This is a genomic window from Flavobacterium sp. (assembly GCF_031409475.1).
In the GTDB taxonomy this organism is placed as follows: domain Bacteria; phylum Bacteroidota; class Bacteroidia; order Flavobacteriales; family Flavobacteriaceae; genus Flavobacterium.
This window is the reverse complement of record NZ_JANNXH010000027.1, coordinates 1-22,263: the sequence shown is the minus strand read 5'-3', so window position 1 is coordinate 22,263 and position 22,263 is coordinate 1. Positions and strand designations below refer to the sequence as shown.

General features: G+C 35.0%; 19 protein-coding genes and 1 tRNA gene. 6 read left to right on the top strand and 14 right to left on the bottom strand.

What is annotated here, in order from left to right; translation table 11 throughout:
* Positions 1 to 4 precede the first annotated feature (4 nt).
* From RMO53_RS05140 to RMO53_RS05125, 4 genes are all read left to right on the top strand, one after another.
* Entirely contained in the window at positions 5 to 715 is a 711-nt protein-coding gene (locus RMO53_RS05140; protein ID WP_310378658.1) for a hypothetical protein, read from the top strand.
* Positions 716 to 754: 39 nt separating this feature from the next.
* The gene (locus RMO53_RS05135; protein WP_310378655.1) at positions 755 to 1,081 is read left to right on the top strand and encodes an SUF system Fe-S cluster assembly protein; all 327 of its coding nucleotides are present in this window, start codon (positions 755 to 757) and stop codon (positions 1,079 to 1,081) included.
* Between the two features lie 77 nt (positions 1,082 to 1,158).
* Positions 1,159 to 1,668: a DUF2480 family protein gene (locus tag RMO53_RS05130; protein ID WP_310378654.1), complete on the top strand. Its 510-nt coding sequence runs from the start codon at positions 1,159 to 1,161 to the stop codon at positions 1,666 to 1,668.
* Between the two features lie 80 nt (positions 1,669 to 1,748).
* Positions 1,749 to 2,597 carry a DUF3078 domain-containing protein gene (locus RMO53_RS05125; RefSeq protein ID WP_310378651.1) on the top strand — a complete coding sequence of 283 codons (849 nt, stop codon included), beginning with the start codon at positions 1,749 to 1,751 and terminating at the stop codon, positions 2,595 to 2,597.
* A 235-nt stretch (positions 2,598 to 2,832) separates the two neighbouring features.
* Here the strand turns inward: RMO53_RS05125 and hflX are convergent, their stop codons facing one another.
* The 3 genes from hflX to RMO53_RS05110 all read right to left on the bottom strand — a co-directional run bounded on the left by hflX (position 2,833) and on the right by RMO53_RS05110 (position 6,478).
* On the bottom strand, positions 2,833 to 4,059 hold the full coding sequence (hflX, locus tag RMO53_RS05120) for a GTPase HflX (protein WP_310378649.1): 1,227 nt from the start codon (positions 4,057 to 4,059) through the stop codon (positions 2,833 to 2,835).
* Between the two features lie 66 nt (positions 4,060 to 4,125).
* Entirely contained in the window at positions 4,126 to 5,337 is a 1,212-nt protein-coding gene (locus RMO53_RS05115) for an MFS transporter (RefSeq protein WP_310378647.1), read from the bottom strand.
* A gap of 97 nt (positions 5,338 to 5,434) precedes the next feature.
* Positions 5,435 to 6,478 carry a Gfo/Idh/MocA family oxidoreductase gene (locus RMO53_RS05110; RefSeq protein WP_310378646.1) on the bottom strand — a complete coding sequence of 348 codons (1,044 nt, stop codon included), beginning with the start codon at positions 6,476 to 6,478 and terminating at the stop codon, positions 5,435 to 5,437.
* A gap of 194 nt (positions 6,479 to 6,672) precedes the next feature.
* Here RMO53_RS05110 and rseP point away from each other — a divergent pair, with 194 nt between their 5' ends.
* Together rseP and RMO53_RS05100 are read left to right on the top strand one after the other, a co-directional pair.
* On the top strand, positions 6,673 to 8,016 hold the full coding sequence (gene rseP, locus RMO53_RS05105; protein WP_310378645.1) for an RIP metalloprotease RseP: 1,344 nt from the start codon (positions 6,673 to 6,675) through the stop codon (positions 8,014 to 8,016).
* Between the two features lie 84 nt (positions 8,017 to 8,100).
* A tRNA-Asn gene (locus RMO53_RS05100) sits at positions 8,101 to 8,174 on the top strand.
* Between the two features lie 190 nt (positions 8,175 to 8,364).
* Here RMO53_RS05100 and RMO53_RS05095 read toward each other — a convergent pair.
* From RMO53_RS05095 to RMO53_RS05045, 11 genes are all read right to left on the bottom strand, one after another.
* A complete protein-coding gene (locus tag RMO53_RS05095; RefSeq protein WP_310378643.1) occupies positions 8,365 to 9,396 on the bottom strand; it encodes a 1-acyl-sn-glycerol-3-phosphate acyltransferase in 1,032 nt (343 codons plus the stop codon).
* 57 nt (positions 9,397 to 9,453) lie between these two features.
* Positions 9,454 to 10,689 carry a M20 family metallo-hydrolase gene (locus RMO53_RS05090; RefSeq protein WP_310378641.1) on the bottom strand — a complete coding sequence of 412 codons (1,236 nt, stop codon included), beginning with the start codon at positions 10,687 to 10,689 and terminating at the stop codon, positions 9,454 to 9,456.
* A gap of 136 nt (positions 10,690 to 10,825) precedes the next feature.
* Positions 10,826 to 12,094, bottom strand: a complete 1,269-nt coding sequence (gene preA / locus RMO53_RS05085; protein ID WP_310378639.1) for an NAD-dependent dihydropyrimidine dehydrogenase subunit PreA — start codon at positions 12,092 to 12,094, stop codon at positions 10,826 to 10,828.
* Between the two features lie 105 nt (positions 12,095 to 12,199).
* Positions 12,200 to 13,579: an NAD(P)-dependent oxidoreductase gene (locus RMO53_RS05080; protein ID WP_310378637.1), complete on the bottom strand. Its 1,380-nt coding sequence runs from the start codon at positions 13,577 to 13,579 to the stop codon at positions 12,200 to 12,202.
* Between the two features lie 92 nt (positions 13,580 to 13,671).
* Entirely contained in the window at positions 13,672 to 14,538 is an 867-nt protein-coding gene (locus RMO53_RS05075) for a nitrilase-related carbon-nitrogen hydrolase (protein ID WP_310378636.1), read from the bottom strand.
* A gap of 79 nt (positions 14,539 to 14,617) precedes the next feature.
* Positions 14,618 to 16,000 (bottom strand): dihydropyrimidinase, encoded by a 1,383-nt coding sequence (gene hydA / locus RMO53_RS05070; RefSeq protein ID WP_310378634.1) that lies wholly within the window; start codon positions 15,998 to 16,000, stop codon positions 14,618 to 14,620.
* A 164-nt stretch (positions 16,001 to 16,164) separates the two neighbouring features.
* The gene (locus RMO53_RS05065; protein ID WP_310378632.1) at positions 16,165 to 17,616 is read right to left on the bottom strand and encodes an NCS1 family nucleobase:cation symporter-1; all 1,452 of its coding nucleotides are present in this window, start codon (positions 17,614 to 17,616) and stop codon (positions 16,165 to 16,167) included.
* 211 nt (positions 17,617 to 17,827) lie between these two features.
* The gene (locus RMO53_RS05060; RefSeq protein WP_310378630.1) at positions 17,828 to 19,075 is read right to left on the bottom strand and encodes a peptidoglycan DD-metalloendopeptidase family protein; all 1,248 of its coding nucleotides are present in this window, start codon (positions 19,073 to 19,075) and stop codon (positions 17,828 to 17,830) included.
* Positions 19,076 to 19,097: 22 nt separating this feature from the next.
* A complete protein-coding gene (locus RMO53_RS05055) occupies positions 19,098 to 19,868 on the bottom strand; it encodes a DUF4292 domain-containing protein (RefSeq protein ID WP_310378628.1) in 771 nt (256 codons plus the stop codon).
* Between the two features lie 3 nt (positions 19,869 to 19,871).
* The gene (locus RMO53_RS05050) at positions 19,872 to 21,218 is read right to left on the bottom strand and encodes a tetratricopeptide repeat protein (RefSeq protein WP_310378626.1); all 1,347 of its coding nucleotides are present in this window, start codon (positions 21,216 to 21,218) and stop codon (positions 19,872 to 19,874) included.
* Positions 21,219 to 21,270: 52 nt separating this feature from the next.
* Positions 21,271 to 22,263 (bottom strand): sugar phosphate nucleotidyltransferase (locus RMO53_RS05045; protein WP_310378624.1); only part of this gene is annotated, 993 nt, incomplete at its 5' end.

The following is a 22,263-nucleotide window of genomic DNA, read 5'->3' as shown; positions in this document are numbered from 1 at the left end:
TGACATGAGTAAATTTTGTTTAGGAATATTACTAGTAGTAAACTTTGTTTTTTCTCAAAATAAAGCGCCTGTAACCTTTTCTAAAATTAAATTTGAGTATGAACAAAAATCTAATTATTATGTTGATCAGGATGGCGTTTACGCTGATACCTTATTATTAGCTTTTGATTATCCAAATTTGAAATATACGCTGAAAACGAATCCCGTTGATGCAAAAACTCAGGTTGGTTTTGTTTCTTTTATAACCCTTTCCAAGGAAGACAAAAAGAAACTTGTAGGCACATTATACCACAATACTCAAAAAATCATTGGCATACATGATGTGAAAAAAAACACAACAAAATTAAAGATTACTAGAAGTGATATTGGTCTAAAGGAAATATTTAAAAAATATTTAAACGAGAATTATTATTCTTTTAAATATTCTGTATCGATTAATTACAATGAAAAATCTATAAAAATAGATTACCCATCAGTTAAATATGTCCAAAATTTTGACTCACAGTTAAGAAGTATACTATTTGATAACGATAAAAAAACAGGGATATATAAGTTTACAATTGATAACACAACTTATAATAATTTAGTTTTATTAAACGAAAATTGTATTAATAAAATTACTCCAGGTGATGTGTTTTCTAACAATGAGTTTGGAATTGAAAAAATAATATCCTTGCACTATACAACTACTTTAAAATTTTATAATTACGAATAGTCTATACTATTTTAAATTTTTAATGAGAAATAAATAAAAATGGAAGAAACTACAATAAACACCGCAGAATTAGGAGAATCTATCGTAAAAAAACTAAAAACCATTTACGATCCAGAGATTCCTGTAGATATTTACGAGTTAGGATTGATTTATGACGTCATGGTCAATACCGATTACGAAGTAAAAATCCTAATGACATTGACTTCGCCAAATTGCCCAGTTGCAGAGAGTTTACCTCGAGAAGTCGAAGAAAAAGTAAAATCTATCGAACATGTAAAAGATGCAGAAGTTGAAATCACTTTTGATCCACCATGGAGCAAGGATTTAATGAGCGAAGAAGCAAAACTAGAATTGGGAATGCTTTAAAAAAAAGTGTTTAGTGTTCAGTATTTAGTTCGTTCGCTGATTACTAAAAAACTGACCACTGACCACTAATCTTTTATATGGAAGAAATTGTAAATAAAGTTGCCAATAGCGTTTTGGAAGTTTTCGATCTCGAAGATTATTATCCAAAAGGAATACGTGCGCAAATAGATATTTCTGGTTGGCTTTTAGACGGTTTTTTATTAAAAGAAAAAGACTTTAGAGAACACCTAAAAAATCACAATTGGGCGCAATATCAAGGACAATATGTAGCCATCAATTGTGGGACAGATGCTATTGTTCCAGCTTGGGCTTCGATTCTGGTCGCGATTCAATTAGCGCCTTTTGCTACTAAAATTATCAACGGAAACCAAGAAGATTTAGAAGCGTCATTATACGAAGAATTGCTTTCTAAAATTGATTATTCGGTTTATGAAAACAAGCCTGTTATCATAAAAGGTTGTTCTAAAAAACCGGTGCCAATGCGTGCTTATGTCTTGGCAGCTCATTATTTACAGCCTTTTGCAAGAAGTATCATGTATGGCGAAGCCTGTTCAGCTGTGCCGCTTTTTAAAGCTTCCAAAAAATAAATTTCTTTTTTTTCTAAAAAAAGTACTTCCTGCTATTTAACTGTTTTTAGTATATTTGCGAAACAACATATCCTAAAAACATGAAAAAAATAATTCTAACTTCCGCATTTTTATTGATACTGATTTCTGTAAAGGCACAAGAAGTTGTAAAAGACACCACGAAACTTTGGACAAAAAAAGGAACTTTTACTTTACTATTGAACCAATCAGCTTTTAACAAAGAATGGTTGGCTGGCGGTACTTCAAACATTGCTGGAAATTTTGATATTAATTATGATTTCAATTATAAAAAAGATGGTGTAGTTTGGGACAACAAGCTGATTGTGGCTTACGGTTTAACCAAAATAAAAGACGCCGAAAGAACTGCAAAAACGGATGATAGATTAGAATTAAACTCGCTTTGGGGCAAGAAAGCTTCAGGGAATTGGTATTATTCTGTGTTTTTTAATTTCAAAACACAAATGGACGCTGGTTTAGACAAAAATGCAGTTCGGCTTTCTCATTTTTTCTCGCCTGCTTATTTTCAATTTGGACCGGGAATGTTGTGGAAAAAAAATGATAATGTAAGCGTCAATTTTGCGCCAGCAACTGCAAAAATGATTCTAGTTCACAATCATTTTACTGAATTCGTCCCTTCATTTGGAGTACAACAAGGCGATACGTCTCGTTTTGAATTTGGAGCCAGTATTTCAGGTTATTACAAAGTAAATGTGATGACGAATGTGTCGATTGAAAACCGGTTGAATTTGTATTCTAATTATTTAGAAAACCCACAAAATATAGATATTGACTACCAAATGAGTTTGGTTATGAAAATCAACAAATACTTGTCCGCCAATGTTGCTCTGCAAGCCATTTATGACGACAATTCCGTGAAAGCGGTGCAAGTTCGAGAAGTATTTGGTTTGGGTGTTAATTTTGGGTTTTAAAATTGAATAGTTGCAATTTTTGGTTTGAACCGAAGCCTCGGAATTACCACAAGAAATAACCTCCTATTTGTCATTCTGACGCAGGAAGAATCCCAACAAACGTGAGCAAAAAATGAGATTCTTCCTGCGTCAGAATGACAAAATTAAACATGATTTTCAAAAATCTAAAGCCAAAATTATTGATTTTTTTCGACTACTTTTCCCTCTCCTTTGGAGAGAGTTAGAGAGAGGATTATTACTCTTCCTTCTCCACTGCATCCTTATAATCTGGATATAAAAACTTGTTGTATGGAAATCGTGTAATGTGAATTTGTCTCACGGCTTCGTAAACGCGTTCCCGAAATTCTTCGAAATTTTCTTTTTGTGTAGCCGAAATAAATAAGGCGTTTTCTTCGCCTACACGACACATCCAAGTGGTTTTCCATTCGTCAAGCGTGAAATGTCGAGGTGTTTTTTCGGTGATTAAATCATCCTCATCAATGGTCAAATGTTTGTACGCATCAATTTTATTAAAAACCATAATCACGGGCTTATTGTTGGCTTTTATATCCAATAAAGTTTGATTTACTGATGCAATATGATCTTCGAATTCAGGATGCGAAATATCTACAATGTGCAATAATAAGTCAGCTTCACGAACCTCATCAAGCGTACTTTTGAACGAATCTACCAATTGTGTGGGTAATTTTCGAATAAATCCTACCGTATCCGAAAGCAGAAATGGCAAGTTTTTTATCACCACTTTTCGAACGGTTGTGTCTAAAGTTGCAAAAAGTTTGTTCTCAACAAAAACATCACTTTTACCAACGGCATTCATCAAAGTTGATTTTCCAACATTTGTATAACCTACCAAAGCCACACGAACCATAGCACCACGATTGCCGCGTTGCACACCCATTTGTTTATCGATGGTTTTGATTTTTTCTTTTAGTAAAGCAATTCTATCCCGAACAATTCGTCTGTCAGTTTCTATTTCTGTTTCTCCTGGACCACGCATTCCGATTCCTCCTTTTTGGCGTTCAAGGTGTGTCCACATTCCGGAAAGTCGGGGCAATAAATATTGACATTGTGCGAGTTCTACTTGTGTTCTCGCATACGAAGTTTCGGCTCTTTGAGCAAAAATATCCAAAATAAGATGCGTTCTATCCAAGATTTTACAATCGATAATTTTGGAAATATTTTTTTGTTGCGAAGGTGATAATTCGTCATCAAAGACTAAGGTCGAGATGTTATTTTCTTTTACAAAAAGATGAATTTCCTCTATTTTTCCGGTTCCAACGAAAGTCTTTGGATTAGGTCGTTCCATTTTTTGTGAAAAACGTTTTACCACTTCACCACCAGCTGTAAAAGTCAAAAACTCCAACTCGTCGAGATATTCTTTTAGTTTCTCCTCACTTTGGTTTTGAGTAACGATGCCAACGATTGCGGTTTTTTCGAAATTTATTGTTTCTTTTTCTAACATGTCTTTAAATAAGAATGCAAATTTAGTGATTTGCTAGGTACTTTAAAGAGTTGTGGGTTTATAAAACTACTCGATCTCCTTAATTTTTGAAACCATCAATGCAATCATAAACCCAAAAATGCCAATAAATGCAAATGAAAATCGCAAACTCGATAGTTCTGCAATGTAACCAATAACTGGTGGTCCTAATAAAAATCCTAAAAAACTAACACTCGAAACTATGGTCAAAGCTTCGCCTGGAGGAACGGTTTTGTTTTTTCCTGCTAAACTATAAAGTGTTGGAACCACAGAGGCAACACCTAACCCAACAACCATAAAAGCAAGCGTTGACGGAATTAAATACGGGAAAAACACTGATGTGAAAAGCCCAATAGAAATCATGATTCCGCTAATCTGTAGGACTTTGCGTTTGCCAAATTTATATATTAATCCATCGCCTAGAAATCTGCCGCTTGCCATCATAATCATAAACGAAGTGTAGCCCAAAATAACTAAAGCACCTGGAGCTTTGACCACATCTTTAAAATAAACGCCGCTCCAATCAAACATAACGCCTTCGCTGGCCATGCAACAAAATCCAATTACACCATACCAGATCAACTCTTTGTCTGGTTTTGTAAATAATTTCTTTTTTTGGGTTACCAAAGTTTCTTTTGCTTTAATTAAAAATTTATAATTAAAAACCATTATCAAAATCACTATTCCTGCAACTATTATAAAATGAATGTAAGGCGAAAGCTGCAGTGCTAACATTCCTAAACCTACAAATGCTCCTGTAAATCCCGCAAAACTCCACGTGCCGTGAAACGAACCCATTATGGTTTTTTTGAACAAAACTTCGGCGTAAACTCCTTGAGTATTCAGGGCGATATTGCATACATTCCCGAAAATTCCAAAAAGCACCAAAGCCAATGCTAATTGCCAAGAGTTTGTGGCGAGACCAATATTTGTCAAACTAAAAGCGTAAAAAAATAAGGTTATAAAAAGTATGCGATGACTCCCAAAACGGGTTACTAATTTTCCTGAAAAAGGCATAACAAGCAATTGTCCAACGGGTAATGCGAATAAAATAAGTCCTAAATCGCCTGAACCAAGATGCAATGCGGTTTTAATGTCGGGAATTCTGCTTGCCCAAGTGGAAAAACACAATCCCAAACCAAAATAAAACATCGAAACTGCCCAACGAACTCTATTGAGGTACGACGCTTTGGCATTTTTATAGGTTTTTTTATATTTTGCTTTGGTTTTAAACCAATTTATAAAATTTAGATTTATCAAAACCGATGAAGTTAAAAATTTGATGTATCAAAATTACAAAAAACCAGCTACTTTTTTGAAAAGCGAACTAATCCGTTGAAAATTACATCGTTATTGTTTATAAATTTATTGCGATTTTCTTTGTGTTGCTTTGAATTGCAGCTTCAATAATTTGCATGACGTTTGCGCCTTCCTGAGCTGTTACGGGTTCGATGGTGTTGTTTGTAATACTTTGGTGTAAACCTTCAAAAAAATCGTAATAATTTCCCGCAAGAGTTTCGATTTTTTCTTTTATGATTTTTCCGTCGATTTCGGTGTGTAATAATCCTTGGTTTTCCTCGGATTCCTTTCCCCAATTTTTCGTATTGGTTTTTTTTCCTAGTTTTAAATCCTCTTCTTGAACATCGCCACGGGATTTTAAAAAAGAGCCTTTTGTACCCTGAATAATATAAGCCGGAATACTCTCTCGAACAAAAAATCCTGCTTTGAGTCGGACTCTAAAGTCAGCGTAATAGAGTAAAATATCGAAACAATCATCAACTAGTGAACCGTGTCGTGTGATGCGAATATCGGCAAAAACAGCTTTGGGTAAACCAAATAAAAACAAAGCTTGATCGATTAAATGTGGGCCTAAATCTTTGAGAATTCCCGCACCAGAATTGGCAGTTTCCTTATGCTGTTTTGGACTTAAATTAGGATTATAACGGTCAAAATGAAACTCGGCTTCTACAATTTGGCCCAATAATTTTTCCGAAATAATTTTGGTGACCGTTTTGAAATCACTGTCCCATCTTCGGTTTTGAAAAACGGCTAGTTTTAATTTTTTTTCTTTGGACAAAGCTGCTAATTCATGTGCTTCGGCGAGTGTTGTGGTAAATGCTTTTTCGACCAAAGCATGTTTTCCGGCTTGAAGTACTTTTTTAGTATACTCAAAATGGGTTTCAACTGGCGTGTTTACGATTACTAAATCAATGGTTTTATCTTCTAAAATCGATTCGAGAGTTGGATAACTTTTCGCATTTGGATAATCTATTTGTATCAAATTTTTGCTTCTTTCCCATGAACCAGCGAGTTCAAAACCTTGATGAAGGGCAATAAATGGGGCGTGAAATACTTTTCCTGACATTCCGTAAGACAGTAATGAGGTTTTTATTTTTTGCATAACTGTTATAATTTGAGTAAAAATAATGGACAACTTGCTAACTAAAAAAGGAAATGACACAATTATTAACAAATAATTATAGTCTGGCATAAAAGTAAACCTTTGGAACTAAAATAGAAAACCTTACTTTTGTGCGTTATAAAATTAAATTAATAAGAGGATGAGATTGCTTCGCTCCTCGCAATGACAAAAAAATGGAAATAGTTATCAAGCTTTCTCAATTTTTATTGAGCTTATCATTACTCATCATACTACACGAATTAGGGCATTTTATTCCTGCAAAATTATTTAAAACTAGAGTAGAAAAATTCTACTTGTTTTTTGATATTAAATATTCCTTATTTAAAAAGAAAATTGGCGAAACCGAATACGGAATTGGCTGGTTGCCACTTGGTGGTTATGTCAAAATTTCGGGTATGATTGACGAAAGCATGGACAAAGAACAAATGGCATTGCCGCCACAACCGTGGGAATTTCGTTCTAAACCAACTTGGCAACGATTAATAATTATGCTTGGTGGTGTAACGGTTAATTTTATTTTGGCCTTTGTTATTTACATTGGGATGGCTTTTGCTTATGGAGATACGTATGTTGCCAATGCAGATTTGAAAGACGGTCTTTTGATTGAAAATAAAGCAATGCTGAAAGCTGGGTTTAAAACTGGAGATAAAATCATTTCTTGTGATGGTGACCAAATTGTAAAATTTGACAATGACATCAACATGAAAATCATTATGGCAAAGGAAGTTCTTATCGAAAGAAATGGAGCGCAACTAACTATCAAAATGCCTATTGATTTTGTAGATCAATTATCAAAACAAGAAAAATCACCTTTGGTAACTATTAGAATGCCTTTTGTTGTTAGTGCTGTTACGGATGAATCTCCAAATAAAACGTTATTGTCTAAAGACGTAATTGTATCGCTAAACGGACAAAAAACAAAATATTTTGATGAATTAAAAGCCGTTTTACAAAGTCATAAAAACAAAACTATTACTGCTGTAGTGCTCCGCAATCAAAAAGAAGTACAAATCCCAGTAATTGTTAATCCAGCAGGAAAATTAGGAGTTCAAATGGCGGGTTTAGATATAGAATCTCTAGAGAAATTAGGCTATTATAAAATAAGTAAGCAAGAATTTAGTTTTTTTGAATCGATTCCCTTTGGAATTGAAAAAGGGAAAAATCAATTGCTGGGTTACGGCAAACAATTAAAAATGATTTTCAATCCAGAAACCAAAGCTTACAAACAAGTAGGTGGTTTTGCCGCTATTTTCAATATTTTTCCAAGCTCATGGAGTTGGGAAGTTTTCTGGAATATAACGGCTTTATTGTCGATTATGCTTGGTGTTATGAATTTATTGCCAATTCCTGCGCTTGATGGCGGACATGTTATGTTTTTATTATACGAAATGATTTCTGGCAAAAAACCAAGTGATAAATTTTTAGAAAACGCCCAAATGGTTGGTTTCGTATTACTTATCTCATTGCTTTTATTTGCTAATGGAAACGATATTTATAAGGCAATTGTTGGTAAATAAAAAAAAATTAAAAAAAATTAATTTTTGTTTGCATCAAATAAATTAAGCCCTATATTTGCACCGCTTTAAAAGTGAAATACACTTTCCTTCTTAGCTCAGTTGGTTAGAGCATCTGACTGTTAATCAGAGGGTCCTTGGTTCGAGCCCAAGAGAGGGAGCAATAAAAGAGTAACATGAAAATGTTACTCTTTTTTTTATGCCTATTGTTTTGGGCGAGAAGTTCATCCCGAAGTAGCGCAGCGGATTTCGGGAAGCCCAAGAGAGGGAGCAAAAGCAGAAAGGCTATCAGAAATGATAGCCTTTTTTTATTTTTTGGATTATAGAATTATTATTGTCTTTATCGGAAAATTATAATTTTACTGCTAATAAAGAAATTAACAAACTACTTATAATTAACAGAGAAGCAACTTGTATGTTAATAATAAATGTAACTATTATAAAAAGCACAAGCAACCACAAGGGAACTAAAGTTATGCCAATAGCAAATCTAAACGTAGCTCTAAATTCTATATCTTCGATTTTTGGTTCAACAAGAAATTTCCATATTAAATAAGGCGGAAATAAAGTAAATATCATTGCTGATTTTAATCCTTTTTTAAGTAATATTAGCTTTTTTTTCGGCTCTTTTTCACAAATGGTAAACCCTGAATTAATACACTCATTTACTACTATTGGATTTAAATAGTCAACTCCTAGAGTATCTAATTTATTAATTGTTTCTTGGTAAAAATCCGAGTCTATATGAGTGGTTAATATACTTAGCTGTTTTTGCATGTCGTTTTTAAGTGCCAGTGTCATTGTGTGTCTTTCGCCTTGAGAATAGTCTTTAGCTTGTAACGGTTTACCAACATATATGGCAACACTATCCATGGCGTCTTCGGGTTTTATATAATTAAATCCTATAGGCACCAATTGCAAATCACATTCTTTATTTGTAGCTATTGTATCAAATACTAAACGAGTAAATCCTTTGCTTAAATTTCTTACAGTTCTATTGATATTATGGCTGCCTTCGGGGAAAATAACGACACATTTATTTTGAAGTAATAACTCACTGCATGTTTTAAAAACAGAATTGTTTTTAGATACCGTTTTCCAACCGTCTCTTATTCTATAAACAGGCAACATGTTTAAACTTTTTAAAATAGAAGCTGCAATCGGGTTATTAAAAGCACCTGCTCGAGTTAAAAAATAGGCAGGTCGTTTTGTTTGTGTGGCAATCAAGAGTGCATCTAACAACGCGTTTTGATGATTGGGAAGCAGTAATACCGGCTTGTTTATAGGAATGTTATGAGCATTAATAGTTTTTATCTCTTTAAAATAAAAAAACAATCCTGCTCTAATATATGTCCTTACACTAAACAGCCATAATTGTTTCATCCTTTTTGCAATTTAAATATTGTATCGAACCCGTGAAAATTGTTTAACTATTATTCCCTATCTATTCAAAATCCCAACAACGGTTCCCAACATCACGTTCGCGCCAATTGCCAAATCTTCATAGGAAGAATATTCTAACGGATTATGACTGATGCCGTCTTTGCAGCGCACGAATATCATTCCGTAATCACAGGCGTAAGAAAGTGCCAGTGCATCGTGAAATGGTCCACTCATTAATTCAGGTGCGTCTAGTTGTAATTTTTCACATTCAGCATGAATAATTTGCTTAATCCAATTGGCACAATAACGCGGATCACTTTTGGTATCTTCAGAGATTTCGTAGGTTAAATGATGTTTGGTACAAATAGCATCAATTCTATCAAGCAATTGTATTTCGTAGCGGTTTCTTCTGTCCAAATCAATGTCGCGCAGGTCAACGGTAAACGTTACTTCTTCAGGAATAATATTTCTTGATGCTGGAAAAACATTGATGGTTCCAACTGTACCAACGGTTGGCGCACCGGGAATCTGCGTAGCAATTTCATTGACTGCCACAATAATTTCAGCAGCACCCACTAATGCGTCTTTACGGATTGGCATAGGAACTGAACCTGTGTGTCCTGCCATTCCTTTGAGTTTGACTGTCCACCATAATGGTCCTGAAATTCCTGAAACTACACCAATAGGTTTGTTTGCCATATCCAAAACCGGACCTTGTTCGATATGTAATTCCAAGAAGCAAAAAATACTTCCCTGCTTGTATTCTGACTCCTTAAATTTGGTAATATCACAACCAAAATCCTTTAACGCTTGTTCGCGTGTAATTCCATCTTTATCTGCGCGTAGTAATTCGCCTTCTTCTAGTTTTCCTAAAATGCCTCGCGAACCAAATAATCCTTTGTTGAAACGCCAACCTTCTTCATCGGCAAAGGAAATGACTTCGATGCTTCGTTCGGGAACGATGTTGTTTTCGGATAAAGTTGCAACGACTTCAATAGCACACAAAACACCAGCTACGCCATCAAATCGTCCGCCATAAGGTTGTGAATCGAGATGAGAACCCATGATTAAAACGGGTAAATTTGGATTTTTTCCTTCGAGTCTTCCTATTAAGTTTCCGAAATTGTCTATGCGGGTTGTCATTCCAGCAGCTTGCATCCACGAGGAAGCAATTTCGAATCCTTGTTTTTCCAACGCGGTATGTGCTGGTCGACAGGTTCCTGTTTCGCCAATTTTACCAATTAAGCTCATGGCTTCGAAGTGTTGTTGGAGTCGGGTTGCGTTTATTTTCATTTTATAGTTTTATAAGTACGGTTAGTTCGCGTGAGGGATTGCAGTGAAAATCCTTGTTGTTGTGATCTTGCGAAGCAAGCTCACAACAACAAGATTGTAACGGAAAGCCCGACCCTTTTCGGGTCACGCCCAAATTTTAATGATTATTCAAAGGTAATCCTTGTGCTTGCCAATCTTTCCAATTTACATATTCTGGAGCAACTCGATGTTCTTCCATAGTGATGCATTCGTCGACGGGACAAACCAATTTACACAAATTGCAACCTACACATTCTTCTTCTTTTACGGTGTAATGGTTGTATGGATTGCCTCTATCCACATTGATGGATTGGTGCGATGTATCTTCGCAGGCAATGTAACAAAGTCCGCAATGGATGCATTTATCCTGATCTATTTTGGCAATGTGATGGTAATTGATATCCAAATCTTCCCAATGGGTGATTTTTTCTACCGATTTTCCGATGAAATCTGTCGTTTTTTCGAATCCTTTTTCGTCCATCCAATTGTTTAATCCTTCGCACATATCTTCTACAATTCGGAAACCATGAGTCATGGCTGCTGTGCAAACTTGTACTGATGTTGCTCCTAAAAGCATAAACTCCACTGCATCTTTCCATGTACTTACGCCTCCAATTCCTGATATGGGAACTCGTGAAGCGACATCATCTTGTGCAATTGTAGTTAACATTTTCAAGGCGATTGGTTTCACAGCTGGACCGCAATAACCACCGAAAACACTTTTTCCAGCCACATAAGGATTTGGTACTAAAGTATCTAAATCTACTCCTGTAACACTTTGAATGGTGTTGATTAAACTCAATGCATTCGTTCCGCCTTCGACTGCGCCACGAGCTGTTGGCACTACTGAATGTACGTTGGGTGTTAATTTTGTAATCACGGGAATCGTTGCTTTTTCCATTACCCATTCCACCACCATTTTGGCAATGGCCGGATCTTGACCTACCGCTGCTCCCATTCCGCGTTCGGTCATTCCATGTGGACAACCAAAGTTGAGTTCAAATCCCATCGCACCTGCATCTTCACATTTCATAATCAATTCGTGCCAAGATTTTCTATCATTGTCTGCCATAAGCGAAACAATCATGGCTCGATCAGGAAACATTTTTACGACTTCTAAAATTTCTTTAAGATTGATATCTAAAGGTCGATCACTGATGAGTTCGATATTATTGAAACCCATCATTCGCTTTCCACCATAATTTACAGAAGAGTAACGAGAGGAAACATTTTTAACTTGTGAGCCTAATGTTTTCCATACAACTCCGCCCCAACCTGCTTCGAAAGCACGAACTACATTTATTAATTTGTCGGTTGGTGGCGCACTGGCTAACCAAAATGGATTGGGTGATTTTATGCCTAAAAAATCGGTTGATATATCTGCCATATTTTTATTATTTAAAGTTTTTTTGCCACTGATTAAAAAGATTAAAAGGATTTTCTTTTAGATATTAAAACAATCTGTGAAAATCATTTAATCTGTGGCTTTTTATTAATTATTAAATGTTGATTTTGGTTCTTCTATATAAGTTGATCCCAATATGTATTTGAGAATTGAATGTGCTCCATCTTTTCCAGCTTGCACTGCATCGACCACTTCGCGCCCGCCATTGACACAATCACCACCAGCAAAAATCCCTTTTTGATTGGTTGCTGATTTGTCTTTTACAGTAATTTTTCCATTATTGTTTTCAAATGAATTACTGTTTACTAAAGTTTCGAAAGGCATTTGCCCTGCGGCTTTGATGACCATATCAACATCTAAAGTGAATGTTTCACCAGAAACTATTGGGCTTCTTCTGCCACTAGCATCGGGTTCACCCAATTTCATGACGTCGCAAACCAATTGCGTTACTTTTCCGTTTTCACCTTTGATTTCTTTTGGAGATGCCAACCAAATGATTTTGCAACCGTCTAATTTTGCGATATTTAATTCGTGATCCGTACACGGCATTTCATCTTGAGTTCGTCTATAAACTAAAGTCACATCGCTTGCTCCTAATCTTTTGGCTTGCGTTGCAGCATCGATAGCGGTCATTCCCATTCCGATTACAGCTACTTTGTCGCCAACTGCAATTTTGGAATAGTCATTATTTCTCAATTCGTAAATAAATTTTATGGCATCTTCAACACCTTCTAAATGTTCGCCAGAAATTTCTAATTGACGCGCTAATCCAACTCCAAAAGCTAAATAAATAGCATCGTAATTTCGTTGTAATTCATCAAGTGAAATATTTTTTCCTAATTCTTGATTGTATTTAATGTCGATTCCTCCAACAGAAGTTATATAATTTACCTCATCTTGGCAAAATTCTGGAGTTACTTTATAAGCTGCAATTCCGTAAGTCATTAATCCTCCACCTTTGCTTTCTTTTTCATAAATTGTTACATCAATTCCTTCACGACTCAAAGTATGAGCGCAACTTAATCCGGCTGGACCAGCACCAATTATAGCAACTCGTTTTCCTGTGGATGGTTTGCGTTCGAATAATTGCCAGTTGTTTGCCATGGCTTTTTCGGTGGAATAACGTTGGAGTTTTGCAATATGAATTGGTGTTTCGTGCATTAAATTATAGACACATGCACCTTCGCATAATTTTTCTACGGGACAAACTTTGCTACAACCTGCTCCCATTATGTTGGATGAAAAAATGGTATGAGCAGAACCTTTTAGATTTTCGGTTGTGATTTGTTTGATAAATTTTGGAACATTAATCGATGTTGGACACGACTTCATACAAGGCGGATCATAACAAAATAAACAACGATTGGCTTCGATTAAAGCCGCTTCATTTGTTTCAAAAGGTGGATGAATATCGGTGAAATTCTCCTGATATTCAGCTGTGGTTAAACGGTTATTTTTTATACTCATATTGTGGTTGGTTTTATGATTTTTGTCATTCTGACGCAGGAAGAATCTCTGAGTTCCCTCCTTCGTCGGGATGACAAGTTTGTAAATATTTATTAAGGCGCTGTGATTTCGCCATAAGTTTCTGGTCTTCGGTCGCGGTAAAACTGCCATTTGCTTCTGATTTGTTCGATTAAATCCAAATCAAATTCAGCTATCAAAAGTTCGTCTTTATCTTCGGAAGCAGTCGCAAAAATTTCACCCAACGGATTTACAAAATAAGACGTTCCGTAAAAGCGTCCCAAGTTCCAAGGTTTTTCAATTCCTACACGATTGATGCAACCCATAAAATAACCATTGGCAACTGCGTGTGCTGGTTGTTCGAGTTTCCATAAATTTTGGGATTGACCCACGGTTGTTGCTGATGGATTGTAAACTATTTCGGCACCGTTTAATCCAAGACATCTTGCTCCGTCTGGAAAATGCCGATCGTAACAAATGTAAACGCCGACTTTAGCATATTTGGTTTGGAAAACAGGATAGCCTAAATTCCCTGGTTTGAAAAAGAATTTTTCCCAAAATCCACCTGTTTGTGGAATGTGATTTTTGCGGTATTTCCCTAAATACGTTCCATCGGCATCAATCACAGCTGCAGTGTTGTATAAAACGCCGGCTTGGTCTTTTTCATAAACTGGAACGATGATTACCATGTCATATTTTTTGGCATAGACTTGCATTCGTTCCGTTGTTGGTCCAGGAACAGGTTCTGCCGATGCATACCAAGCACTGTCTTGTCCTGGGCAAAAGTAAGGCGTGTTAAAAATTTCTTGAAAACACAAGATTTGAACGCCTTGTCTTCCCGCTTCTTCAATATATGGAATGTGTTTTTGCACCATGGCTTCCATGATTTCGGGAATGGTTCCTTCGCCTTCTGTTTTGGCTAAACTCAATTGAATTAAGCCTGATTTTACTATTCGCGCCATTTTTAGTTGATAGTTTATAGTTGATGGTTGATGGTTAACTTGTCTTTCCGACAACGAACAACTTTCAACCAACAACCAATTAAATTTTTCCTGCTACTTTGTTTCGTTTTACAAATTGACCGTAGCCTTTTTGCACTTTACATTCGTTATTATCGATTACGACTTTTCCTCGGAGCAAAACGGTTTTTACTTTTCCGGTTACTTCCCAACCTTCGTAGCCACTGTAATCTACATTCATATGATGCGTTTTAGCTGAAAGTGTATGCTTTTCATTCGCATCAAATACTACTATATCAGCATCACTCCCCACGGCGATTGTTCCTTTTTTTGGAAACATGCCGAAGATTTTAGCGGCATTAGTTGAAGCTACTTCAACATATTTGTTCAAGGTAATTCTACCTTTGTTTACACCTTCGCTGAAAAGCAATTCCATACGGTTTTCGATGGCGGGATGTCCATTTGGGATTTTGGAGAAATCGTCTTTCCCCATCAGTTTTTGTTCCCACATGAATGGACAATGATCGGTTGCGACTACCTGAACCAAACCTTGATTTAATCCCGCCCAAAGCGTTTCCTGATCTTTCTTTTCGCGTAATGGTGGCGACATTACCCATTTTGCTCCTTCAAAGTTTTGTTCATACAAACTGGCATCCAAAATCAAATATTGGATACAAGTTTCAACGAATAAATTTTGGTTTCTTCGGGTTGCATTTCGCACTGCATTTAAAGCACCTTCGCAAGTTAAATGTACAATGTAACCTGGGCAACCCGTATAATTTGCCATATCTACAAACCGCTCGCTGGCTTCTGCTTCTGTGACTTCGGGTTGCGATAAGTAATGGTATAATGGCGAAAGTTTGCCTTCTTCTCTATGTTTTTGGATCAGGTAATCAATCATGTCGCCATTGGTAGCGTGCACATTGATTAATCCGCCATGCTTTTTTACTTCTTCCATCAGACCAATCATCTGACGGTCATCAATCATCAAAGCGCCTTTATACGCCATAAATGTTTTGAACGATGTGATGCCTTCAACTTCTATAAAATGCTGAATTTCTTTTTTGGTTTCATTATTGAAATCGGTTACTGCCATGTGAAAACTGTAGTCGCCAACGGCATTATTATCACTTCGGCTTTTCCAATCTTTTAATGCTGATTGTAAACTTTTTCCTTGCGTTTGCAGAATGAAATCAATCACGGTTGTCGTACCGCCATACAATGCGGCACGTGTTCCGGTTTCGTAATTGTCGCTGCTGTAGGTTCCCATGAATGGCATGTCGAGATGCACGTGTGGATCAATTCCGCCGGGCATAACTAGTTTTCCGGAGGCATTTATTTCGGTATCCGCAGTAACTTTTAAGTTTTTGCCAATGGCTGAAATCGTTTCGTTTTCAATGAAAATATCGGCAACATAATCATCGGTTGCAGTTATTATTCTTGCGTTTTTAATTAGTATTGACATAATTTTATTTTTTGATACTTTTTTCAACCACATAGAAACATAGATTTTTAAAATATTGAAAAGGCGCTTTGCTTTTCAAAGATTGTAGCGCTATGCGAAAAAAAATTGTTTTTATGTGTTACTTTCACATCTTAAAATCTATGTTTCTATGTGGGTGAAATATTTTATTTTTTCTTCATTACAATCCAATAAATAAATCCGCTAATTCCAAACCCTACAAACCAAGCATAATTGTACAAACCTGTTATCCATTGTGGAAAAACAGTAGCATCAACAACTTTAATTGTTGCTAAAAACCCTGGCACATTGGGTAAAATTCCAAGTAACAAAGCCCAAACTGCTTTTGTGTTAAACCCATTTGAAAAAGCGTAAATCCCTTTCGAATTGTATAAATCATCGACTAGTAATGTTTGTTTTTTTATAAAATAATAATCAACAATCATAATTCCGCCTACTGGTCCAAGCAGACTTGAATAACCAACTAACCATGTAAAAATATAACCTGTTGGATCAGCGATTAATTTCCATGGGAAAATTAAAATACCGATGATTCCTGTGATGTAGCCGCCTTTTCTAAAATCGATTTTTGATGGGGATAAATTAGCAAAATCATTGGCTGGACTTACAATATTAGCCGCAATATTAGTTGCTAATGTGGATATTGCTACTGCAATCATTGCCACGCTTACCAATAGTTTGCTGTCAAATTTTGAAGCCAAAACAACTGGATCCCAAATGGTTGTTCCAAATACAATTGCTGTTGCCGAAGTAACCACTACGCCTACAAAAGCAAACAAAGTCATGGAGGTTGGTAAGCCATAAATTTGTCCTTTGATTTGCGCTTTTTGCGATGTCGCGTAACGTGTAAAATCAGGGATGTTTAGAGAAAGTGTCGCCCAAAAACCAACCATTCCTGTTAAGGCAGGAAAAAAGAAATGGAAAAAATCGACCGAATTGGTGAATTTAGATTTTATTTCCAAAATTGGTCCCAAACCATGTGCTGCGCTGATTGCCCAAAACAATAACGCCAATGCAGCCACAGGAAGAAAAATGGCTTTGAAAACTAGTAATTTTTTGATGCTATCAACACCTAAATAAACGACATACATGTTCAACAGCCAAAACAGAATAAAGCAAATTGCTGGACCAGTTTGCAATCCGAACCAATCGGGGAAAACTTGAGGTACCGTTTCAATACTTGGGATCCATAATCGCAGCATTTGAAAGATTGCAAATCCACCTATCCAAGTTTGAATTCCGAACCAACCACAAGCTACAATAGCACGAAGTAATGCTGGAATATTTGCACCTTTGGTTCCAAAACTTGCTCTTGCAAAAACCGGAAATGGAATGCCGTATTTTGCTCCAGCATGTCCGTTTAATAGCATTGGAATGAGGACAATTGTATTGCCTAGAAATATTGTCAAAATGGCTTGCCACCAATTCATTCCGCCTTCAATCAACGAACTTGATAACATATAGGTCGGAATACATAAACTCATACTTATCCATAATGCAGCATAATTCCAAGTGGTCCACGTTCTTTTATCAGAAGTTATTGGAGCTAAGTCTTCGCTATACAATGAAGAATTTGTATGATTTAAGTTTTCAGCCATAATAAATTTACTTTATTAAATTAGACGTATTCTTTAATAAAAATACAAACTATTTTAATGCAAACCTGTTTTGATAGAAAATTATCAATAAAACGCCATAAATATAATTTTTTGCTTTCGCAGAAACTCATTTAAATAACCGTTTTTTAAAATAAAAACAGCCCAATTTTATATATAAAAGGGCTGTTTTTGAATTCATTTACAAAAACGATCACATAGACAACCAATTTTGAGGATTGTTATAGGTGGTGTTTTGTAGAATTAAAAATTTAATAATCGTTCTTCCTTCGCCATTGGTTCTTATTTTTCCAATGCTTTGTTTTCTATTGACTTTATCCCCTTTGCTGACACTTACCGAACTTAAGTTTTGATATACTGTGAAATAATCTCCATGTTGAATAACCACAGCTATAGTTACAGGAGTTGTTCGTTGTACGCTTGTAACTTCTCCGTCAAAAACCGCTCTTGCATTTGTTCCTTGTTCTGTTGTGATTTCTACACCACTGTTGTGAATAGTTAATGATTTAAATTGCGGATGTGGTTGATCTCCATAACCCAAAGAGATAAAACCTCGTTCAACAGGAAATGGTAATCTGCCTCTATTTGCCTTGAAGTTATCGGCTAATATTTTTGATTCTGGAGTTAATACAATTTTTGATGAAGATATAGGAGTTACAGAAACCGGTGCTTTTGGATTTGCTTTTGCGTTTTCTGCAGCCGTTTTTCTATTAGCTTCTGCGATGGCTTCACGAATTAATCTGTCGATTTGTCTGTCTATCGCTCTTGATTCTTGTTGCTTTTTCTTTATTTCCGACGCAATTTTATTTTTATCCTTTTTGATTGAATTAACAAGTATTTGTTGTTCGCTTTTTTCTTTCAAAAGGGAAATTCGTTCTTTTTCATTTTCATTTATTAGTTTTTGTTTGGCTGTTTTTTGAACATTAAGTTTATCATTTGAATCAACAAGCTGACTTGATTTTGATTTTATTTCTTCTCCTTGTAGTTTTCTATAATTTGTATATTGTTTCATATACTGTGCTCGTTTATAAGCCTGTAGAAAACTTTCGGAGGAGAGTAAAAACATTGCTCTACTTTCCTCTGAACGACTTTTGTATGATTTTACTATCATATTGCCATAATCCTCTTTTAAAACTTTGAGCTCTCGATTTAACTTGTTGATTTGCAACTGATTAATATACATATCGTTTCCAAGCAATTTAGTTTGCTTTTCGGTGGTGTTTATCAGTTTTTCTTTGAGTTTAATTTTATTACTTTGAATTACAATTACATTCACGGCAGATTTCTCTTTTTTCTTAACGGATTGTAACAGGACTTCGTTATCTCGAATTTCTTTTTGGATTTGTGCTTTGCGCTGTTCTAATTTTTCTTGTGGACTTTCTTGACTCCATAAAAATGAAGTCATACTTAAAAAAATTAGACTAAGGAGGAATTTTGGCATATTAATATCTATTTGTGCAAATTTACTTAATTAAAATTCTTGTGTACCCATCCGGTACATTATAAGGAAAAGAAAGTTCTTCGTTGAACGTTACGGTATTGTAATTCAAATTAATTTCTGTCTTTTTACTTTTTTGGTAGGCATCAATATTGATGGTTAAAGGTAAAATTATTTCGCCAAACGATTTATAATTTGAATAATCTGCTTGAAACATTCTTTCTTCTAGGATTTGTGTGATTTCTTGTTTTTTGATATTAAAATTTTGATTGTCAAAATAGAACGTTTTTTTTGTGTTTTCATTCGAAATAGCATCTAATCTATAGGTTTGGTCCATAACTGTTTGAGTATATTTTCCTTCTTTTAAATTATCTATTGCGTGACCCAATAACATATTTTGAATTTTATTAAAGTCTAAATCTGTTCCCAGCCATTGACTTAATGAACTAAAATCACCTTCAAAATAATCCCCATTTATTTTTTCATAATAGCTTACTGATGTTGGTGTAATCAATGCTTTGGCCATAGTAATTCCTAAAAACCGAATGCTTACTAATATAAGTTTGTCTTTTTTAATTTTTATTTCTGCTGTAACACTTTGTGTTTGTTTTTCATCCGTATATTGTACATTTGACTTTATGTATAATGTAGAAAATTCATTTTTATTGTTGTAATAATTTTCTATTATGTTAGTCGTAGTTATGCCCGTTTCTGGTTTTGGCTTATCGACCAATACCGATTTTGACTTGCAGCCAATTAGAAAAATTACGAATATTATTACAAGATATTTGTTCATTGTTTATTGTTTTTTTAATAGTTGATTGGCCTTCATCAAGTATTTTTCTTTATTTTTAATATCTCCCAATCCATTGTATGCTTCGCTAAGTTGGTTATTGAAATTAATTTCTAAAGGAATATCGTCGACTAAATAATCCAGTCCCATTTCGAGAATTTCCTTTGCATTTTTAAACTGCTTTAATTGATTATTAGACTTGCCAGAATAATAATAAAACTGTGGTTGAGATGGAAATATTTCAATCATTTCGGTTGCTTTTCTAGCAGCAAATTCAGGTTTTTTTGTTTCAATATAAGCTTCAATCAATAGTAGATTAGTTTCAATATCTGGACTGGAATTCTTTTTTAAATCTTGTTCGAAATAGTAAATGGCTCTTTCCCATTGTTTCTTGTTGTAATAATATTTTCCAATTTCCTTGGAAACATTTACTTCTTTATCTGTATCAAAAAAAGATATTGCTTTTTCTAAATCGGCTGAATATTGTGGGTTTTTATTAACATAAATCAGAAACTCGTTGAGCATTCTATGTTTTATTTTAGAATCAATTTTAGAACTGGCCAACACATTATTCATTGTATTTATTGCTTTTGGGGCATCATTTTTGTCTAAATAATTTTTAAAAGCGCTCGCTTGCGCCCAAATAGAAGTAGGAATTTCTACTTCTAATTTTTTTTCAATCTCATTCGCCTTTTCCTCTTGATTGCCTACCGTGTACAAATGAATGAGCGTCAGGTAATTAGACTCTTCTTTTGGGTTTTTATTTATTTGAGAAATTAGATTGGCAATTTCTGCATTTTGATATTTCCCTTCCGATAAAATTTGTGATTTGTAAAATTCTCTTTTTTCTGTTTTTCCAATACTGTCATTTAATTCATTTATAAGCGCCAAAGCTTTGTCAAATTGCCTTGAATTCATGTATAATGAAACTAAGTCTTCTTTGTATTTTGGATCAAATTCTATAAGTTTATTAATTGTGATTATGGCCTGGTTATAATCGTTAGTTTTATAATTCACGTCATACATTCCTACCCAAAACCACTTGTTTTTCGAATCGATTTGTGTTGCTTTTTCGAATGAAAAATAAGCATTTCGATAGTCTTTTAAGGCTAATTGATTTTTCCCTATTTCGAAATATATAGTTGCATCATTAGGTTTTATAGTTAAACAATTTTCCAATGCAACTATAGCTTTGTCGTAATTTTCTATTCCTTTTTGCAATAGGGATTCATAAAAATAGTCCTGAAATTTATCCGAGTCCAATTTTATTTCTTCTGGTTCGGTTTGTGCCAATACAATTGCAGAATTGCAAAGCAAAACGAAAAAGATAATTATGAAAAATGTTTTTCTCATTGTTTTTTGAATACCTACAAGGTCAAAAAAAGACCTTGCAGGAAATAAAATACTATTCCAACACCGAATAATCTCCTATACTAATACTGGTAAAATTACCATCAAAACTGGCGTGATTTCCTATCATGGCGTTGTCTAAATTGGCGTTTTTTATGTGAGCGTGAGTTTGTACTAAACTGTTTTTTATCGAACTATTAATAACGTGACATCCTTTTCCTAAAGAAACATTTGGCCCCACTGTTGTATTTATCAATACCACATCTTGCCCAATATAACACGGTGGAATTATTGATGCGTTTTCTAACTTAACGTCATAATCGACTAAATGTTCTCCATCGTTGTGCAAAAAACCTAACATTCTAGAGTTTGTTTCTACTGTTACATTTTTATTGCCACAATCCATCCACTCAGCGACTTCTCCAGGTACAAATTTCATGCCTTTTGCCATCATTTGCTTTATTCCGTCATTAATTTGATATTCTCCGCCGTGAATTATATTATTGTCTAACACGTATTGCAGTTCGTTTTTTAAAACCGCTACATCTTTAAAATAATAAATCCCAATAACGGCAAGATCAGAGACAAATTCCTTGGGTTTTTCTACTAGTTCAATGATTTGATTTGCTTCGTTTAAATTGACTACGCCAAAAGCTTCTGGTTGATCTACTTTTTTAACCCAAATCACGCTGTCGGCATTTTGATCTAAATCGAAATCGGCACGAATCAAGGTGTCGGCATAAGCAATAACGGCTGGTCCGCTCAAAGAGTCTTTGGCACACATAATGGCGTGTCCCGTTCCAAGCGCTTCATTTTGATAATATATTGTTCCTCGTGCACCTAACTTTTGAGCAATTGCGATTAAATCTTCTTCTACTTTTTTGCCAAAACTTTCGTGAATGATAAAGGCGATTTCTTCGATATCTTGATTTAAAACCCCAGCAATATCTTCGACTAAACGGTGAACGATAGGTTTTCCAGCAATGGGAATTAAGGGTTTCGGAATGGTTAATGTGTGCGGTCTTAATCTGGAACCTCGTCCAGCCAT

Coding starts and splice junctions, on each gene's coding strand:
- RMO53_RS05080 (WP_310378637.1), bottom strand. CDS start 13,579: ATGAGTATAAAAAATAACCGTTTAACCACAGCTGAATATCAGGAGAAT.
- RMO53_RS05130 (WP_310378654.1), top strand. CDS start 1,159: ATGGAAGAAATTGTAAATAAAGTTGCCAATAGCGTTTTGGAAGTTTTC.
- hflX (WP_310378649.1), bottom strand. CDS start 4,059: ATGTTAGAAAAAGAAACAATAAATTTCGAAAAAACCGCAATCGTTGGC.
- RMO53_RS05140 (WP_310378658.1), top strand. CDS start 5: ATGAGTAAATTTTGTTTAGGAATATTACTAGTAGTAAACTTTGTTTTT.
- rseP (WP_310378645.1), top strand. CDS start 6,673: ATGGAAATAGTTATCAAGCTTTCTCAATTTTTATTGAGCTTATCATTA.
- RMO53_RS05050 (WP_310378626.1), bottom strand. CDS start 21,218: ATGAGAAAAACATTTTTCATAATTATCTTTTTCGTTTTGCTTTGCAAT.
- hydA (WP_310378634.1), bottom strand. CDS start 16,000: ATGTCAATACTAATTAAAAACGCAAGAATAATAACTGCAACCGATGAT.
- RMO53_RS05095 (WP_310378643.1), bottom strand. CDS start 9,396: ATGAAACAATTATGGCTGTTTAGTGTAAGGACATATATTAGAGCAGGA.
- RMO53_RS05060 (WP_310378630.1), bottom strand. CDS start 19,075: ATGCCAAAATTCCTCCTTAGTCTAATTTTTTTAAGTATGACTTCATTT.
- RMO53_RS05135 (WP_310378655.1), top strand. CDS start 755: ATGGAAGAAACTACAATAAACACCGCAGAATTAGGAGAATCTATCGTA.
- RMO53_RS05110 (WP_310378646.1), bottom strand. CDS start 6,478: ATGCAAAAAATAAAAACCTCATTACTGTCTTACGGAATGTCAGGAAAA.
- RMO53_RS05075 (WP_310378636.1), bottom strand. CDS start 14,538: ATGGCGCGAATAGTAAAATCAGGCTTAATTCAATTGAGTTTAGCCAAA.
- RMO53_RS05125 (WP_310378651.1), top strand. CDS start 1,749: ATGAAAAAAATAATTCTAACTTCCGCATTTTTATTGATACTGATTTCT.
- preA (WP_310378639.1), bottom strand. CDS start 12,094: ATGGCAGATATATCAACCGATTTTTTAGGCATAAAATCACCCAATCCA.
- RMO53_RS05090 (WP_310378641.1), bottom strand. CDS start 10,689: ATGAAAATAAACGCAACCCGACTCCAACAACACTTCGAAGCCATGAGC.
- RMO53_RS05055 (WP_310378628.1), bottom strand. CDS start 19,868: ATGAACAAATATCTTGTAATAATATTCGTAATTTTTCTAATTGGCTGC.
- RMO53_RS05065 (WP_310378632.1), bottom strand. CDS start 17,616: ATGGCTGAAAACTTAAATCATACAAATTCTTCATTGTATAGCGAAGAC.